Genomic DNA, 14,920 nt, shown 5'->3' on the forward strand with positions numbered 1-14,920 from the left:
CTCAGCCGCGAGCGCAGCATCGCCATTCATTGAATGGGCGCAAAAAAGCCGGCCGCGCGACGGGCCTGCGCAAGCCGGACCATGGGGGTGACGGGAGCATTCGAGCGCGACGCATAGCTCGTCGCCTAGCGGAAAGGCAGGTATGCCCCAGGGCGTTGAGTTGGTCGTTGCCGGCGTGCCATTTGGTTCATCGTCGCGGACGTCGAGAGCCTTCGGGAAACGATCTCTTCGCCCGCCGCCTTGACGAATTATCACTCTCCTTTTTGGCCGAGGGTGTCAGATTGTTGCGACGGCCGGGCGCCGTGCGACTGTCGCCGCGACCGGGATCACCTCGTCGCGAGCCGATCTGCCGGCTAGCATGGCGATTTCGGCTTTCATGGCGTCGCTGAATCGCTTGTGCCGCTCCGCTAATTCGGCAAGCGACCAATCAAACGCACTGATCGCGTCGGTGGTTTCCAGGATCGGAAAGGCAAGGCTGTCGCGCTCGTTCTGAAAATGCGCCAGTGCGAATTCCGAGTCCGAAAGAATAGCCGAAGCAGCTCCTTCCGCGTCCCTCAGCGCATCCGAAATACCGTGCGAGGTGAGCGGATCTCGGAAGAACCCCGCGTCTCCAACCAGCAACCAGCCCCGACCATGGGCCTCCCGCAACATGCCTTGGGTGCCGCGGAATGCCCTGAGCCTTCCGACATGATGCGCAGCTGCATGCCTGGCGAGGTTCGGCGCCAGGGCCATCAGCGCGGAATGCCAACCCGCCAAGAGATTGCCGCGGAACACCGAGTCGAATCGGCTCGTTGGTACGGAGGCGACGATGCAGGCCAGGCCGTCATTGGTCGGTATCATTGCGCCGCTCACGTCCTGCTGGAAGTACCAGTGGTAACCCGAAGGATCTGGCACGGCTGCATAACCGAAAATGTGAGCGACTGACGCCCGTCCGCACATCAGGGTCGCAGCCTGAACCTTGCGAGCGACCATCGAGCCAAGGCCGTCGGCGCCAACCACGTGGCCGGCTGCAAGCGTCCTGACGCGGCCGTCCGCATCCTTCAGCACGACGCCACGCACCGCCCCGTCGGCGTCGACATTCAGATCCTGTACAGTAACATCATGAAGGATCGTTGCGCCAGCGTCACGCGCGGCATCCACGAGCACGCGGTCGAGCACTGTGCGGCGCGGAGCGATCAGCCCTGGAATTCTCTGATCCGGCCGGATGGCGATCGCAACCTCTTCTTCGCCATAATGGAAGGTGGTGGAGGTGATCACCGGCGCTCCGCCGTCGATCAATGGCTCGAGCAGACCCCAGCGCGATAGTTGCATGACCGCGGGCCTCATCAATGCGTGGGTCGAGAGCGTGTCGCTGCCATAACCCTGACGGTCGACCGCAAGCACGTTCATGCCGCCCTTGGCAAGCAGCAGGGCCATCGCCGCGCCGGCGCAGCGCGCACCGACAATGATGACATCGTAGTATGGTTTGAATGCCGGAACGTGCAGCATGATTACCCCCTCATGCGGCCCTTTGGCCGCGCTGGTCGAGAAATGCGCAAATGGATTTTGAAAGCTCGACGGCGTCCGATGCGACGCCACCGATGAAATTAGAGTCGCGCTTGCGCAGCAGGCGAAACCCCAGGGCATAAAGGCCGGGAATAGCTGTCACACCGTCCCAATGGGCGATTTCGCCATCGGTACCGAGCGCAGGCAGCTTCAGCCAGGGATAGGCTCGTCGATACCCTGTCGCCCACACGATGGTGTTGATAGTGCCGGCCGCCAGAGACAGTCGGGGAGACGCGGTCCGCGACAGATCGACCGGCTTGATGCCGGCATGGGAAGCCCGACGGTCGAGACCGGCAAAGGCGTCAATCCTTGCGAGAAGGTCTCGCTGCTTGACTTCGGCCGACGCGATGCTCGAAGCGAGATCATTCGCGAATGCAATTGTGTCCCCTTCGACCGCTGCCATTCGTCCAACGAGCTTGACGCCAAGGCCCTGCAGCGTTGCCAGATCAATGTTGGCACGATCCGGACGGCCGGTTAGCTGCAGCGACGGCTGACGCCTGCTAGCCTGCGGATTCGCCAGGTCGCGGGTTCGCTCTGCCAGCACGCCCATTCGATCAAGCCACCAGAAAATATCGCGCCCGCGCCAGGTGCGCGGCAGCCGCGTATGTCGGCCGACCGCCAGGGTCACATCACGCCCGCTGCGTCGAATTTCATCGGCGATCTGAACACCAGAGGACGACGCGCCGACCACGAGTACGCCCCCATCGGCTATGGTGAGCGGCGAACGATATGCGCTGGAATGCAAGTTTGTCACAAGCGGATTGATGGCACGTGAGATGTCCGGAAGATTGGGCAGATCGCACTGACCGGTTGCAACGACAACGACCTGCGCGCGCCATATGCCTCGGTCGGTTTCTATCTGGAATCCGGCTGCGCCATGCGTTAGCGAAGTGACGGCAGTCTGCTCCATCACCGGCGCGTCGAAGGCAGCAGCGTAGTCGCGCAAGCGCGCTACGTGCTCATCCCGCAGCATGAACCCATCAAGGTCGTCGCCTTCATAGCGAGCCTCAGGCAGCAGGTTCATCCAGTTTGGCGTGAGCAGCCGCAGCGAATCCCAGGTATGGCTTTGCCAGCGGCCGCCGATCGTGCCGCGTTCGAAGACAAGATGCTCTATACCACGGTTGAAAAGGCAACGGCTCATTGCAAGGCCAGCCTGGCCACCGCCGATGATAGCGACATCGGTCGTATACATGTTGGTCCTCCTTGGTGAGGGGGCGATCCGGCGTTGGACGGCCGGATCGCATGAGGAATAACAAGCGTTACTGCACCGAGGCCATGCCAACCGAGACCCGGACGCCGTTGGTCAGAACGTCGAATACCGCCGACCGCGCCTGCGCCTGATCCAGGATCTGCTGCATCTTTTCTGCGGGCGCGTCGCCTTCGATTTCGAAGTGGATCGCAATGTTCTGGTAGCCGTTGCGGACCTCATCCGATATGCCGAGGATGCCGCGCAGATCGATGTCACCCGCAACGTAGGAGCGCACCTTCGTGAGCTTCACGCCGCGGGCCGCCGCGATATTGGCGATGCCGGCGGTCAGGCAGGTGGCGAGCGCGTGGAGCAGCCATTCGACGGGCGTTGGGCCGCGATCGGAGCCGCAGAGCACCGTCGGATGATCGCCATCGGCGACATAACACTTGATATGCTTCTGCTCGGCGCCAGCACCGAAAAAGCCTTGCATTTCACTGCGGCTGTGGGTGCCCTCGATCCAGTCATTGCGGGCACGGAACTGGAATGTGGCCAGGTCCGGCTGGCCCGCGACGAAGTTGATGGTGCTCAGGAGGGTCGGCGTGTCGACGCCGTTAAGTGGTGGACGGGGCGCCTTGGTCTGCAGATTCATGGTGTTTCTCCCTTGTTCGGTTGGAAAACGCGGGATTTCTTCCCGCTTTGACACCAATTGATTTCTAGGGCGAGCGTTTGAACCACAGTTGGAGCCATAGTTGAATCGAATATGGTGCTGGAAAAAATTGGCGGGAGATTTCGGCCGTCTGCGCGATCGGCCGCCGATCGCGGCGTTCCATATTTGAGGAGATAGTCCGGCGAAGCGCAGATGAGACGGCGACCCTCGGCCAGCTGGCGAACCACAAGGTCGGAGCCAGCCGAAGGGCTGCCACGAATGATGATGTCGACCTGCTCTGCAACCGGATCGACAAGCCGGTCCGTCAGGGTGACGTCCACCGAGATATCTGGAAAGCGCGCGAGGAACGCCGGTATCGCGTGGAGAAGTGTCTGCCGGGTAAAGCCTGTGCTGGAATTTATGCGAAGCAGGCCTTTGGGCGTTCTGCGTGACGACGACACGTCCGCTTCTCTCCGCGCGATCAGGTCGAGCACTTCGCGGGATCGCTCAAAATATGTCAAGATCGCCGTTCTCGAGCGGCGCAAGGCAATCGCTGCCTTCCCGGGAGATGTGGGCCGGTGGTTACGCAAAACCATAAGTCGCTTCGAGGCGGCGGTTCAAAGAAGAGGCCGCTCCAGGTAATATTGGCCAAAGAGAGGCCCGGTCTAGGCAGACGACTGCACAACGTCATGCGTGAACGCTGGACGTGAGTAATAGCTCGGCGAACTGGATAAGCCTCTTCTGTAATTCGGAGTAAGCGATTAGAAATATATCGGTTAAGCGTGGGTATAAATTCGGAGTTGATTTTCAGCATGTTTTTACGCATATTTCTATCATGGATAGTATATTTCAAATATTGAAGTATATTTGTTCCGTAATTGCTGATGGATCGCCGCATGCTCGTATTTTCAGATGAAAATTTGGAGGTGATTCATCGTTCAGGATCATCCCCCTATCTTCTCGTCACCTTTAACGAGATGGAAATGAAGGCGAACGGCAGCCGCTTCTGGGGGCAGCGGTTCTGCGAGAAAGCTGACATTTCGGCGCTTGGCTTCATCAGCCGACGGCCGAACTGGTTTCCGGCGGCGAGCGTCGTCAAGGCGGTCGAGGCGACCGCGCCCATCCTGCGCGCAGCACCGGAGCGGATCCTTTACGGACACTCGCAGGGCGGCTACGCGGCGTTGCGGTACCGAAGGCGCTTCAACGCTGCCGTTGCCATCGCTTTTTGCCCTCAGATCTCGATCGATCCGAAGGCAGTTCCTTTCGACGGCAGGTTTGCACGCCATTTCTCGCCCGACCTCCACGCCAATATGGGGATCGCGCCTGATCACGCAACTGGCCGGGCCTATCTCTTCTTCGATCCGTTCCACGCCGTCGATCACCAGCACGTGGTTCGAATCGCAACGCTGCAGGCGAGGACGCACCTCGTACCGGTCCACATGACAGGCCATGGCACCGTTCGGGCGTTCACTGGAACGGCACGCGCCCTGTCGCTGATTGAAGCCTGCCGCGAAGACGATCTTCCGGGTCTACGCGCTCTGGCTCGCGCAGCCCGAGTCATGGCGCCGATGCGACCCTATCAGATCGCTGTGACGGCGATCGCCCGGCACCGGGCCTGGGCCGACCGGTTTCATGCACGCTTCGGCTCGGCTTTCTCTCCGGTCGAGCGAGCAAACTTCCTCTATCATCGCGCCAACCGCCACATTCGCGACGGTGAGCTTGCGACGGCGCGGACCATGCTTGTGGACGCCATGACATATCAGCCGGAAAATTCTGGTTTCGCCCGCCGGATGGCGGAACTGGACGGCCGTATCGCACGCCGCCTCGGGGCGGATGACGCCGCGCATTCGTGATCCGAATGTTGCCGAGCCTACTCGACAAGATTGCCTTGCTGAAGAGTGACAGCCTATCTCAGGTCCAACGCTCTTGGATGCCGGCAGCATCCTTGTTCCAAACCGGCAGCGGGGATGATGGTCTTGCGGACTTTCGTGTGCATGTAGGGTGCCCTCCATGCGACCTTGCGAACGGTTTCTCAAGGGTTTGGTTGACCGATCCTCCCTTGGTCGAAGCCCTTTCAGCGCTTCACAAGGCGAGCGTCGTTAAAGCGAGTGCCCGAGAAGCGGGGCTCTCGGTCATCGCGGCATCTAGCTTCCGCTGCAGCAGCGCGCGATAGAGTTTGACGTGTTCTTGCGCGCAGGCGAGGCGGTCGGCGGGCTGTCGCATGGAAACGCGGAGCCGCTCCCAGATTTGGCTATCACCCAAGACTTCGACGATGCGGTCCGCGAGATCCTGGCTGCTGCCTGCGCGAAAGTGCAGGCCATCTTTTCCTTCACGCACCTTCTCGGCCATCCCGCCGATGTCGGAGCAGATCATCGGCCTACGATGGAGCAGGGCCTCCTGGATCACGATGGGCGAGTTTTCCCACCAGACGGACGGCAGAACCACCCAGTCGACAGAACGCATGAGACGCGGCACGTCCGCGTTCTGGTAAGCGCCGTAGAAACGGACGCGGTGGCCGGCGTCTGCGATGAGCTTCTTCATCCGCTCCTGGAATTCGATCGGTTGTCGCTCGAGGTTGCCGCCGAAGATCATCAGGCAGGAGTCTGCGCCCCATATCTCCTTCGGGATGCGCGAAACAGCGTCGATCAGAAGGTCGGCCCCCTTGAACGGCGTCATTTGTCCGAAATAGGCAAAGCGGTTGCGGCGCGGGTTGGGACCTTGCGCTTCTCGCCCGGGCGCAGCTGTTTCCACGGCAATGCCGTTCTCGATCACGCTGAGCTTGTCCTTTTCGATGCCCCATGTGACGTAGCGCTCCGCCAGAAACCGGCTGGGGGAGACGAAAGCGTCGGCAAGGCCAAGCATCCCGCGCGCAAACAACTCCCGCTTCAGGAAGCGTGAGACGGGGATGTCGGGAAAGCAGCCGTGGCAAGCGACGGGGGATGCTGTTTCGCAGAGCTGACCGGAAGGCCGTTTCACCATCTGCCCGTGATTGTGGCAGATCGACAGGTACTCGTGGAACGTGACGAGTATGGCCGCGTGCGGAAATGCTTCTCTAAGGGCGTAGAGGGCTTCAAGGCCAATGCCTAGAACATGATGGAAATGCACGACATGGGGCCTGAGATCGCGCGCGAAACGCAACAGGTCTCGGCTGATTGCCTGGGTATCGCCGTTGGACAAAAAGAAATGGTCGTAGTTGTCCGCGTGGAACAGCAACTCATCCTCGGCAAGGCGAAGGCTCATCAGCGCGGACGAGGCATGCCGCGGGACCGGATGGCCGACCCGGGCTAGGTAAACCGATTGCACGTTCGGCAATGCGTTCAGGCCGCGATGCAGGTTGTGAGAGGCGATTTCCGCCCCGCCGAGCGAAACCGTCGGGTGCGCATGCGAGACGACAAGGACGCGAAGCTGCTCGTTCATGCGGGCCTCTTTTCCGGGTGCTTTTCAACGGTGAGGATAGGCAACCATTGCCTCTTGAAGATCTTTCGATCGATCTCTTCCACCAGAGCCGCCATCACCGGACTATCACCGTTGCGTGCATCGTCGCAGCCCCACATCTGCACCGATGGCAGCAAATAGGAGTCAAACCCGGAGCGACTGAGACGGAGGCCGAGATCCAGACCCTTTTCCTGCGCGCCCAGATAGCCGCTGGAACAGCCGCCGGCGCGCAACAGGGCATCGCGGGGCATGACGCAGCACTCGAGCGAGGCCGCCGCGATACGGGTCAGCTTCATGTCGGTAACCGCTTTGAGAGGATATCCCGTATAGCGGCCCACGACTGGTTCGTCGCAGTTGCCGTCATCGATCCAGCTTCCCGCCCAGCGAATGGAATGGTCCTCGTAAACCAGGACGGGCGAGACGACGCTTCCTTTGAGCGTCGCGGCCCTGGCCAAGAGCTTGCCATACCAGCCTTTCCCGTGCGGGATCAGTGAGGCGGAGAGCGACACGACCGTTTCACAGGAGAGTGCTTGCGTGCCGGCTTCCAGCATGTCGTAGACGTCGCCTGTTCCCTTCGCCGATACCAGCCTGGCCGAAAGGCTATAGAACCGCGCGAGTTCCCTGAGGCGAGCAGCCTGCCTGCGAAAGCGCTCTGCGGGCATGGCGATCACGATCGGCGTGCGCCGAGTCTCCGGATCGAGCGCAAGCAAGGCCAGCAGCGGGGAAATGTCCTCCTCGCCCTCCCCGGCGCCGATGACGATCGGTGGGCTGTTTTCCTCATCGAAGGAGCCGGCATCGAGGATTGTCTCGATAACCGGTGTTAACCTTCCGGATTGTCCGAGGAACGGGACAATTTGTGAATCGACTATCGCCGGCAGCGCACAGTTTGCGGGATCGATGGAGCCGATCTGGCGCAATGCCGCCAAGCGCGCAGAAACCCGCGTTGGTTTCACTGGCAGAAACGCACGGCGCGAATCGTGCAGCGTTAGTTCGAAGTAGAGGGGCGCACCAGGATCTTCATTCGGCAATTGGGCGTGGGCGATGAAGCCATGCGCGCGCTGTTCGCTCCGAAGGCTCGGTGTGAAGTGCTGCTGGTCGTCGAAACTGTCCGTGACATCGGGGCGATCAAAACGCGTCCAGCGTTCATCGAGGCGAGCCGCGGCATCGCATCGACGCAGTCTTACCGTTGCGACGTGGCCGTCAGGGTCATAAAGCCAGCCGGAGACGAGGAGGTTTCCTCCATCGGCCTCAAATGTGCTGTCTACTCCCATTCGGACGGGATACGGCAGGCTGGAGACGGTTTCTTTGCCCTCAAAGCTGTTGGCGGCTGCTCGCAGGGACAGGAGCACGTCCGGCGCGCCATGGGTCCGCAGCAGAATCGATCGGATATGTTCGGGCGTTTCCAGCGGGCCGGCGATGCGCTTTCGGGGGTGGACCGCAACATACCTCCAACCGGCGCGCCCCCGAAAAACCAGACCTTCGATGTCGAGAGCGAGAGCAGCCTGACTGGCCTCGAGAAGGCCGACAAAACCAGAGGCGCCATCGGGAGCGTCCGGGCGAGGAAAGATGGCGATACCGCACTCCGCGACCACCGGTGTCACATTGCCGACCACGGACACCCGGCAAGGCCCCGGCGCCATGCCGCGGCTCCAGCCCTGCAGGAACGTCGCGCCATCATGGCTCTCACCAATCAACTCGATAAACCCATCGCTGGCGTGGGCTGACTGCAAAAGCGCGGTTATGGTCAAAAGTCTCCGGCGGCTGACACTGCCGACCATCAGAGCGTCCACGAGCCGGTCGAGGACTGCGGCTGACTGAGATCCCGCAGACTCGACCACAAGCGCGGCTGCTTCCTCCGCGGAGGTAAGCCGGGGCGTAAAGATGTAGCGCGCGCCCGTCTCCTCCTCTCCGAACCGGATCGTGCTCATGGCTAGGTCCGTGCCCACCGCCGGAAGGAGCGCCGCGAAGCCGTGCTTGGCCCGCGGTGAGGATGCGGCCAATGGCCATTCCGAGACAAACAAGCTTGGCGTGACTGTTTGATCCTCACCGAGGCCGACTACCACGTCGCCGGCCGTGACACGGCCGAGGCCGATGATCAGCAAGGTTGTCTCATCGACGCGGCAGCCGGTAACCCTTCCAGAGCGTATTGCCCTGCTCGCCGCATGCCCGCCTGCCGAGGGGCTAATGACAGCGGGGGATTGTTCTCTAACCAGCACGCTTTACCCTCCCTGGATCAGATTCTGGCAACCAGCGTAAGGCTGGCGCCCGCGGCAAATCCCACGAGAACGAACAGCAGCAGCAGCAGGGGCTTTATTTCGCCGCTCGCACGCTTCCGCACCGTATTCAGGTTCTTCTCCATTCCTGCTACAACCCCATCCAGCCGCATCAGGTGGACATCGAGATCATTCAGCCGTTGGCTGATATCCACCTTGAGGCTTTCGACCGCGTTGCTGACATCGGTGAGGCCGGCGGTCTCGGTCTTGTCGGCATCGATTTCCGGTGTGCGCTGCAGCGAGCGCTGTGAGACCTGCAACTGCCGCTGCGCCGCCATCAGCAAATCGAGCTTATCGAGCACTTTCGCCAGCGGTGCGGCGATAAGAGCCTCGGCCGCCTGCTCGTTTGGCTGGGGAACGCGCAGGGCCTGCTCGGAACCGCTTCCATTTCGCGCCATGACGACAATATCGTTCGCCCGAGACTGGACGGGATCGGGCAGCGCGATTTCAAATGCGTGTTTGCCGTCGCCGATACCGTTGCGCCGCAGGTCGGGACGATTGCGGTCGGCAACAGTCTCGGCAATCACCTTGCCATCGAGGAGGACACGAATGGTCAGCCGTTGATCCGGCGCCATCGGGTCGAATGCCCAGCCGAAGACCCTGCCCATGTCAACGGCATCCACGCGGCCGTTCATCGGCTTGGCGTTGTCCTGTTCGGATGCGGCATCCGGTCGTTCAGCGGGACTAATCATAAGCTCTCCTGTGCCTGAACCGGTGCCGTCTCCATCCGCTTGAGGTAGCGGCGGGCGGTCGTGTCGATGTCGTCGGGCTTGCGGGCGTTTTCGGAGAGCTGGCGCAGCAGGTTCGGCTCTTCCGCCATGTTCCGCATCGCCGCGGCGAGCGCTCGGGGATCGTTGGGTGGAACAGTCAGGCCGTTGACGCCATGCTCGATCATTTCAGCCATTCCCCCGATGTTGCTGGCGATGACCGGACGGCCTTGAGCCTGGGCTTCCTGAATGACAAGCGGCGCGTTCTCCCACCAGACGGAAGGAACTATGGTGCAGTCGACCGCGGCCACCAGATCGCCAATATCTTCGCGTCGATAGGGGCCTCGGGACTGCACGGATTCTGACGTTTCGGTAAAGCGCCGATTGATCTCATCGACGAAGGCCTCGCTCTGGAAGGGCGCTCCGCCATGGACGCGGAGTTCGAAATCAAGGCCATCGGCCAGAAGCTGACGCGCCGCCTCGAGCAATACCGTCACCCCTTTCCAGGGGTTGAGATTGCCGAAATATCCGAAGACCGGCTTCCCGCCCTGGAGCAGATCTCTTCGTACGCTGGCTTTGCGGGCGGGGATGCCATTGGGAATGACGCTGATCGTATCTTCGTCCAGTCCCCACTGCACGAAGCGATCCCGCAAAAAGGCGCTTGGCGAGACGAAGTGGTCAACCGTGCTCAACAGGGCCTTCAGGTGGCGTTCGCGCAAGGCAAAGCGATCGAGCGGAATGTTCTTGAAGCAGCCATGGCAGCGGTCCGGGCTGGCCTGGTGGCAAAGCTCCTTGCTGCCAGTGCGCACCATCAGGCCGTCATGGTGGCAGATGGGGTAGTAGTCGTGGAGTGTCATGACGATCTGGCAGTCGGGCAGGGTACGGCGGACGATGTGGGGGAATTCGGCGCCAAGCAGCAGCATGTGATGGAGATGAACCACATCCGGCCGGAAATCGCGCAGCAGCTCCGCTATGTCCGGCACAACACCATAGAGGTCGATCTGGCTCATGAAGAAGCGGTCGAAATGTCCGGACCACAGCAGGATTTCGTCTCCCGCCGAGCCGATGCTCTGGAAGCTCGTGCCTGGTCTGGCTTCGCGATGGATTTGGTTCGTGGCACCGAGAAACAGGGCTTCGTGCCCCTCGCGCTGGTAGGCACGAAACAAGTCGTGAGCAAATATCTCCGTTCCACCCGGGTGAAGGGACGGATGGTTGTGGGCTGCCACCAGAATGCGCTTGCTCATCGACCGTTTACCCGGCGCTTCGCCACGATGAAGTCCTGATGGTGGCCCGCGTTGGTGCCGCGCCAATGGCCAAGCGATTTCAGAGCGACGGAGAGGCCGGCCCGTTCGAGCGCCTTGTCCAGAAAGCCGTCTTCGAAACCGACCGCGGCAAGCGGTGGCTGGTTGGGTACGAACCAGCATGGGCTTTCGCCATAGCGGCGGAAGGCGAGACGCGGATCGCGCCGCCCATGTTCGTTTGCCGCCGCGATCCGGTCGACCACAAAGGCGGTCATGAACAGGCGCCCGCCGGGTGACAGGATTCTGCGGACCTCAGCGAGGTAGACAAGGACCTCCGCGGGCGGCAGATGAGTGACCAAGGACGTCATGATGACGAAGTCGAAATGGTGATCCGGAAAGGGAAGCCTCAGGGCCTTGCCGCTGACCTTGCCGTTCGGATTGTAGAGCTCGTGCGCGATATCTAGTCGCTGGAAGGCGAAATTGGAGTACGCGGGAGTGATCGTCCGCTGACACCAGTCGATGCCGCCCTCGACCGGATCGATGCCATCGTAGCGGCTCGTTTGCGGATCGAGATACTGGGTGAGCGGCACGGCCATCCGGCCGATACCGCAGCCGATGTCGAGCACGCGGGCCTCTTCGCGCAGGCCGCCGATACGGATGAAGTGCCCGAGGAATTCCGCGCCTATCGCACGAAAATCACCGTCACCCACGAAGACATTGGTGGGTTCCGGCTGCGGCAGAAAACGGTTGCCCCGAACGGCTTCAAGCAGCCAGCGAACACGATCCTCATCGACCAGTCGTGCCGGCTTGGGAGGGTGCACGAGTGCTACCTGTGTCACGCTGCGTTCCTTTCCCGGATTTTCGCATTTGTGGCGGCGGGGCGATCTTGATCTCTGCCGAATTGGTTCGCCATCAAGTCGGTGATGTCGTCTTCCCAGCGTTGCGTGTGCAGCCATGAATTGTATTGGCTGGCAACGCCGCGCATATAGTCCTGGCTACGGCGGATCGAGCGGCGCTCGAAATGATACAGGCACGCGGCGGGCTCATAGGCGATCTGGAGCCCGAGACGGCGGATCTTGAGGCAGAGGTCACTGTCCTCGTAGTCGCCGATCACGTAGTCCTCGGTGAAGCCGCCGACACGCTCGTAGATGACCCTGCGGGTCACGAGGCAGGCGCCGGTGACGCCGGGAACCTCGCGGGCTTGTTGGGCGGGAGCATAGTCGCCGGGCATGCCCTTGTTGAAATGGTGGTTCAACCAGATCCCGCGCTGGTCGCGGCCAAAATACAGGCCGGCATGCTGCAGCGATCCGTCTTCGAAGAGCAGTTTCGGGCCGATGGCGCCCAGCCTGCTGTTTTCCAGCAGCGGCCGCGACAGCACCTGAAGCCAACCTGGTCCCTTTGGCACGACATCCGAATTGAGCATGACCAGAATGGCGCCGCGGGCAAAACGTGCGCCGGCATTGCAGGCCCGTGCATAGCCGCTGTTGCGGTTCATGACGACCAGTTTCATCGGCAGCCCGTGCAGGAGGTGCAGGCCACCCAGCAGGTGCTCCGTCTCATCCTGGATTTCCGGTGAATCGAGGACAAAGATGATCTCGGCATTGGCGACGAGCCACGGATCGGTGGCCATTCCCGACAGTTGGAAGCGCAGGAAATCGAGAACCTTGTAGAGGGGTACGACAATCGAAACGAGGGGTGTGGTTTCGGGCAGGCTGTAGTCCTTCGCGGAATCGACCTCTATGGTCTTGCCTAATCGCCGTTCTATGTCCTGCAGGGCGGGCGCGAGGATCGTGCGGAAGGCACTGTCGACCGCATGCTGTGGCGGCACGGCGCGCAGGACATGGTTTCGTTGTGTCGCGGGCTCGAAAGGCTGCGGCGTCGGTATCAGCGGCCTGACCGCTCCCGAAGCAAGGCGCATCTGAAATCGCGGTTGCAGGAGCGGCCCAGGGGATTCCGACAGCGGGACCCAGGCAACGAAACCGGTCACATCGGTCTTACTCTTCTCATCCTTCCCTTGCGCCCATGCCGGAAATTCGTAGCTGTTGCCGTCGAGCGGCACGGCCGTGCCGTCCTCTTTGACGTAGTCGATGCCGGCGAACGCGGATGACGGCGCGTGGAACCAGCCGCCGGCCAGCAGACCGTCGTCGAGCGCCAGAGCGAGATCGACCTCACCGGATGGATGCATCGATGACTTGGCAATCCGACTTGTCGCCAGTGGTGCACGAACTTGAAGGTCGATCGCCGTGGCGGCGCCGCTTTCCGGCAACGTGGCGAGTCGACGGACAATCATTTCGCGCAGTTCCACCGCCTCGGGGTTTTTGCCCCACCAACTCTGAAGGTTGGGATGGCGAGGCTTGCCGTGAGCAAGCTGGCGAATGGCGATGCCATTCTTGCTCAGGAGCACGATGAGAAACGGAGGGGAAGGGGAAGGCGCCTCTGCGATGAAATGGCACGATTGCAGGGCGTTTTTCGCGTTGCGTCCGAGGACAAGCCTTACGGCCATGCGTGTAATCGAAGCTGCGCCGATCGCATAGACCGATGTGATATCGCCCAGATCCGGATTGATGGCCGTCTCAATCAGATGGCGTCCTTGCGCAATCTGGCAGACGATGCTGGCTGCCTGCGGTTCGGGCACGAGCGCGTGAAGGGCGTCTTCGACCACCATGGTGAAAAGATGGTCGCTGGCGATGCGGAAGGCGCTTCGCCACACGGTCAGCAGGTTGTTGACAAACTTGATGCGGGCATCCGGCGCGAGATCCGCGAACAGTGCCTCCACATCGAGGGGCGCGAGCGTGCGCGCCGGCTGCATCACGATGGTTTCGGCGGTGCTGCCGTATTCTGTGCAAATGCCCACACTCACCGGATGCTTTTCCGGTCTCATCGCCCAGAACATTCGTTGCCTTCCGTCGCCAAGCGGCAGCATCATGCTGACGAGCGGTACTGGCGACTGGTCCATGGACAACAGGCACTTTGTGGTGGCGGGAAGGGACGGGGGAAGATCCCAGATAAGGAGGGCCAGCTCCGCGCCGAGCCGAAAGATCTTTGCGTTTCTGAAGACGCCAGTGGCGCCTGTCGATTCGTCGAACGTCACACGCTACCCCTCTGGATCGGAGTTGCGCGCCCAACGGGAGGAGGCAGGGCGCGCAGAAGTCATATTCAGTGAACGGTGAAGTAGTTCTCGGGATTGGCATGGATGTCATCGGCATCGACATTTACCAATGTGAGCGTATCGCCATGGCCGAGATCCACGACGACATTGCCGCCGACCTGCGTGACACGCGAGGCCAGGTCTTCGGGCGAAGACACGTCGAGGCCATTGATGCCCTTCGAGATCTGCAGCAGATCCTCGCCAGCGTTAAAGTCGAGGATGACGTCATTCCCGCCGCCGCCGTCGAAGACGAAGATGTCATGGCCAGCACCGCCCGCCAGGACGTCGTTGCCCGCACCGCCATCGATGATGTCGGCACCATTACCGCCATAAAGTATGTCGGCGCCCTTGCCGCCGGACAGGAGGTCGCTTCCCTGTCCGCCGAGCAGGGTGTCGTTGCCCTTGTCGCCATACAGAAGGTCATCACCCCAGCCTCCGACGAGGTTGTCATTCCCGTTTTCACCGTTCAGCAAGTCATTGCCCTCGCCGCCGAACAGGGAATCGTTTCCCTTTCCGCCGAACAGCAGGTCGTCTCCGTCACCACCGAACACGAGGTCGTGCCCGTTGCCGCCGCTCACGAAATCATCGCCCCCATGGGCGCGAATGAAGTCGTTAAAGCGGGAGCCGAACAGGGCATCGTCGTATGCTCCGCCTTCCAATGTGGCCATCTGCCTCTCCTCTTCGGATTGATATTCATGCGTCTCGGCGCCGGGTGCGACGATTTCGCGCTTGAACT

The 14,920-nt window shown here is 61.4% G+C and carries 12 protein-coding genes; 1 reads left to right on the forward strand and 11 read right to left on the reverse strand.

What is annotated here, in order from left to right; all coding sequences use genetic code 11:
- Positions 1–276 precede the first annotated feature (276 nt).
- From ACZ9BX_RS18235 to ACZ9BX_RS18250, 4 genes are all read right to left on the reverse strand, one after another.
- On the reverse strand, positions 277–1,488 hold the full coding sequence (locus ACZ9BX_RS18235; RefSeq protein WP_476219379.1) for an NAD(P)/FAD-dependent oxidoreductase: 1,212 nt from the start codon (positions 1,486–1,488) through the stop codon (positions 277–279).
- A gap of 10 nt (positions 1,489–1,498) precedes the next feature.
- Entirely contained in the window at positions 1,499–2,737 is a 1,239-nt protein-coding gene (locus ACZ9BX_RS18240; RefSeq protein WP_476219381.1) for a flavin-containing monooxygenase, read from the reverse strand.
- 67 nt (positions 2,738–2,804) lie between these two features.
- Entirely contained in the window at positions 2,805–3,383 is a 579-nt protein-coding gene (locus tag ACZ9BX_RS18245; RefSeq protein ID WP_476219383.1) for an OsmC family protein, read from the reverse strand.
- A complete protein-coding gene (locus tag ACZ9BX_RS18250; RefSeq protein ID WP_476219385.1) occupies positions 3,380–3,874 on the reverse strand; it encodes a LysR substrate-binding domain-containing protein in 495 nt (164 codons plus the stop codon). The genes ACZ9BX_RS18245 and ACZ9BX_RS18250 overlap by 4 nt, the downstream gene beginning before the upstream one ends.
- Before the next feature lie 402 nt (positions 3,875–4,276).
- Here ACZ9BX_RS18250 and ACZ9BX_RS18255 point away from each other — a divergent pair, with 402 nt between their 5' ends.
- On the forward strand, positions 4,277–5,233 hold the full coding sequence (locus ACZ9BX_RS18255) for an alpha/beta fold hydrolase domain-containing protein (RefSeq protein WP_476219387.1): 957 nt from the start codon (positions 4,277–4,279) through the stop codon (positions 5,231–5,233).
- Positions 5,234–5,462: 229 nt separating this feature from the next.
- On the opposite strand, the gene ACZ9BX_RS18260 is transcribed toward ACZ9BX_RS18255, so the two are convergent.
- The 7 genes from ACZ9BX_RS18260 to ACZ9BX_RS18290 form a co-directional block, all read right to left on the reverse strand.
- Complete coding sequence (locus ACZ9BX_RS18260) at positions 5,463–6,797, reverse strand: glycosyltransferase family 4 protein (RefSeq protein WP_476219389.1); 1,335 nt, start codon at positions 6,795–6,797, stop codon at positions 5,463–5,465.
- Complete coding sequence (locus ACZ9BX_RS18265) at positions 6,794–9,031, reverse strand: glycosyltransferase family 2 protein (protein ID WP_476219391.1); 2,238 nt, start codon at positions 9,029–9,031, stop codon at positions 6,794–6,796. Before ACZ9BX_RS18265 ends, ACZ9BX_RS18260 begins: the two co-directional genes overlap by 4 nt.
- 17 nt (positions 9,032–9,048) lie before the next feature.
- Positions 9,049–9,780 (reverse strand): hypothetical protein, encoded by a 732-nt coding sequence (locus ACZ9BX_RS18270; RefSeq protein ID WP_476219392.1) that lies wholly within the window; start codon positions 9,778–9,780, stop codon positions 9,049–9,051.
- Positions 9,777–11,039, reverse strand: coding sequence for a glycosyltransferase family 4 protein (locus ACZ9BX_RS18275; RefSeq protein ID WP_476219394.1), 1,263 nt, complete (start codon positions 11,037–11,039; stop codon positions 9,777–9,779). Before ACZ9BX_RS18275 ends, ACZ9BX_RS18270 begins: the two co-directional genes overlap by 4 nt.
- Positions 11,036–11,875, reverse strand: coding sequence for a class I SAM-dependent methyltransferase (locus tag ACZ9BX_RS18280; RefSeq protein WP_476219396.1), 840 nt, complete (start codon positions 11,873–11,875; stop codon positions 11,036–11,038). Before ACZ9BX_RS18280 ends, ACZ9BX_RS18275 begins: the two co-directional genes overlap by 4 nt.
- Positions 11,872–14,127, reverse strand: a complete 2,256-nt coding sequence (locus tag ACZ9BX_RS18285; RefSeq protein ID WP_476219398.1) for a glycosyltransferase family 2 protein — start codon at positions 14,125–14,127, stop codon at positions 11,872–11,874. Before ACZ9BX_RS18285 ends, ACZ9BX_RS18280 begins: the two co-directional genes overlap by 4 nt.
- A 65-nt stretch (positions 14,128–14,192) precedes the next feature.
- On the reverse strand, positions 14,193–14,852 hold the full coding sequence (locus ACZ9BX_RS18290) for a calcium-binding protein (RefSeq protein WP_476219400.1): 660 nt from the start codon (positions 14,850–14,852) through the stop codon (positions 14,193–14,195).
- Positions 14,853–14,920 lie beyond the last annotated feature (68 nt).

It is taken from the genome of Rhizobium sp. USDA 3886 (assembly GCF_056279785.1).

Bases quoted from the DNA above. Each gene is read 5' to 3' on its own strand.
- ACZ9BX_RS18235 (WP_476219379.1), bottom strand. From the start codon at position 1,488: ATGCTGCACGTTCCGGCATTCAAACCATACTACGATGTCATCATTGTC.
- ACZ9BX_RS18240 (WP_476219381.1), bottom strand. From the start codon at position 2,737: ATGTATACGACCGATGTCGCTATCATCGGCGGTGGCCAGGCTGGCCTT.
- ACZ9BX_RS18245 (WP_476219383.1), bottom strand. From the start codon at position 3,383: ATGAATCTGCAGACCAAGGCGCCCCGTCCACCACTTAACGGCGTCGAC.
- ACZ9BX_RS18255 (WP_476219387.1), top strand. From the start codon at position 4,277: ATGCTCGTATTTTCAGATGAAAATTTGGAGGTGATTCATCGTTCAGGA.
- ACZ9BX_RS18260 (WP_476219389.1), bottom strand. From the start codon at position 6,797: ATGAACGAGCAGCTTCGCGTCCTTGTCGTCTCGCATGCGCACCCGACG.
- ACZ9BX_RS18270 (WP_476219392.1), bottom strand. From the start codon at position 9,780: ATGATTAGTCCCGCTGAACGACCGGATGCCGCATCCGAACAGGACAAC.
- ACZ9BX_RS18275 (WP_476219394.1), bottom strand. From the start codon at position 11,039: ATGAGCAAGCGCATTCTGGTGGCAGCCCACAACCATCCGTCCCTTCAC.
- ACZ9BX_RS18290 (WP_476219400.1), bottom strand. From the start codon at position 14,852: ATGGCCACATTGGAAGGCGGAGCATACGACGATGCCCTGTTCGGCTCC.